Here is a 1471-nt window from a genome sequence, read left to right as displayed (position 1 = left end):
CCCGTTACCTTTTTGATCGTCCCCAGCCGGGGACCCTCGGTCGCCCGGCCCGGTATGACTTCCTGCCCCTGTCGTTCGGATGATCCGGGGGGTGTTGTCGCCGGGTCGGGTGGCGTCGGCGGACCGCTGATAGGGACACGGCCACCCGTGTTGGGGTAGGTCTCTTCGTAACGTGGCTGCCGGCAGTCCGACGCCTGGACCAGCGGCCGAGGCCACCGATCGATGCGTGGAGGCGGGTGCGGTGCACGAGGGATATGGCGTCTTTCTGGGCTTGGACGTCGGTAAAGGTGATCACCACGCGGTCGGGTTGGCCCCGGACGGCAGACGGCTGCACGACGCGCCGCTGCCGAACACCGAGGCCCGGCTGCGGCAGCTGTTCGACAAACTCGCCCGCCACGGCCGAGTCTTGGTGGTGGTCGATCAGCCCGCCTCGATCGGCGCTTTGCCGGTCGCGGTGGCTCGGGCATGCGGGCATCAGGTGGCTTACCTGCCCGGCCTGGCGATGCGCCGGATCGCCGATCTGCACCCCGGCAACGCGAAGACCGACGCCCGTGATGCCTACGTCATCGCTGACGCGGCTCGCACTCTGCCGCACACGCTGCGGCGGGTCGACACCGGCGACGAAACCATGGCCGAGCTGGAAGTCCTGGTCGGCTTTGACGACGACCTCGCCGGCGAAGCCACCCGGGTGTCGAACCGGATCAGGGGCCTGCTGACGCAGGTCCATCCCGCCCTGGAACGAATCCTCGGCCCGAAGGTGCAGCACAAAGCTGTGTCGGAGTTGCTGTCGCGCTGCGGCGGCCCGGTCGGTCTGCGCAAGGCCGGCCGCCGCAAACTCCTCTCGATCGCCGCCGTCCACGCGCCCCGCATGGGTGACCGGCTCGTCGAGCAGATCATGACCGCCCTGGACGAGCAGACCGTCACGGTCCCCGGCACGACAGCGGCAGAGACGATCCTGCCCCGACTCGCCGACAGTCTCCGCGACGTCCTGCGACAACGCGACCAGGTCGCCAGTGAGGTCGAGAGGATGCTTGATGCGCACCCTCTTGCCCCGGTCCTGACCTCGATGCCCGGCATCGGCGTCAGGACCGCCGCCCGGATCCTGCTCGAAGTCGGCGACGGCACCGCCTTCGCCACCCCCGGCCACCTCGCCGCCTACGCCGGCCTCGCCCCCGTGACCCGACGATCCGGAAGCAGCATCCGCGGCGAACACCCGCCCCGAGGCGGCAACAAGAACCTCAAACGCGCGTTCTTCCTCGCCGCGTTCGCAGCCCTCGCCGACCCCAAGAGCAGGGCCTACTACGACCGCAAACGCGCCGAAGGCAAACGCCACAACGCCGCCCTCATCTGCCTCGCCCGCCGCCGCTGCGACGTCCTATTCGCCATGCTCCGCGACAAGATCCCCTACCAACCACGGCCCACAGATCAGGCACCCATCCCCGCTTGACGAAACCCATAGGGACACCCCCCC

General features: G+C 69.3%; 1 protein-coding gene. It reads left to right on the top strand.

Annotated elements, in window-relative coordinates; all coding sequences use genetic code 11:
• Positions 1-241 precede the first annotated feature (241 nt).
• Entirely contained in the window at positions 242-1447 is a 1206-nt protein-coding gene (locus AB0C19_RS33510) for an IS110 family transposase (protein WP_357191979.1), read from the top strand.
• The last annotated feature ends 24 nt before the right edge of the window (positions 1448-1471 follow it).

The sequence above is a fragment of the Micromonospora sp. NPDC048842 genome (genome assembly GCF_040649935.1).
GTDB classification, from domain to species: Bacteria; Actinomycetota; Actinomycetes; order Mycobacteriales; family Micromonosporaceae; genus Micromonospora; species Micromonospora hortensis.
The sequence above is the reverse complement of the archived record's forward strand: the minus strand, read 5'-3'. Positions and strand labels throughout refer to the sequence as shown.